Source organism: Neisseria sp. P0018.S001, assembly GCF_051957355.1.
GTDB lineage: Bacteria > Pseudomonadota > Gammaproteobacteria > Burkholderiales > Neisseriaceae > Neisseria > Neisseria subflava_A.
The window spans coordinates 1-490 of the sequence record NZ_JBQCWN010000054.1 but is presented as its reverse complement, the minus strand read 5'-3'; the positions used below and the strand labels follow the sequence as shown (position 1 = coordinate 490).

Below are 490 nucleotides of genomic sequence, written 5' to 3'. Positions count from 1 at the left end.
CCCCCCACTCCCTCCCAATCCCCCCACCCCCCCCCCCCCCCCCCCTTCTCCCCACCCCCCCCATCCCCCCCCCCCCCCCCCTTCTCCCCATTCCCCCCATCCTCCACCCACCCCCCTTTTTAAAAAGGCGAAAAAGGTGCCCCCGATGCGCCTTGTTAGCGGGGGCGAGGAGGTGGTGATGATGTATATGGCGAAAAAGGCGAAAAAGGTGACACTGGTGCTGCTGGCGAAAAAGGCGAAAAAGGTGATACCGGCGCCGCTGGCGAAAAAGGCGAAAAAGGTGACACTGGCGCCGCTGGCGCCACCTCTTACACACATCCGACTCTTCCAGCTAATTAGACGGTGTAGACCTATGTGATCGTCGTATCATGCAAAAAGGGGGAGGGAGGGGGGGGGGGTGTGGTGGGGGGGGGGGGGGGGGGGGGGGGGGGGGGGGGGGGGGGGGGGGGGGGGGGGGGGGGGGGGGGGGGGGGGGGGGGGGGGGGGGGGG

The 490-nt window shown here is 68.6% G+C and carries 1 protein-coding gene; it reads left to right on the top strand.

What is annotated here, in order from left to right; genetic code table 11:
• Positions 1-145: 145 nt before the first annotated feature.
• On the top strand, positions 146-358 hold the full coding sequence (locus ACTHTJ_RS10790; RefSeq protein WP_440362678.1) for a hypothetical protein: 213 nt from the start codon (positions 146-148) through the stop codon (positions 356-358).
• The last annotated feature ends 132 nt before the right edge of the window (positions 359-490 follow it).

Excerpts from the sequence above, each read along its gene's own strand:
- ACTHTJ_RS10790 (WP_440362678.1), top strand. The coding sequence starts at position 146 with ATGCGCCTTGTTAGCGGGGGCGAGGAGGTGGTGATGATGTATATGGCG.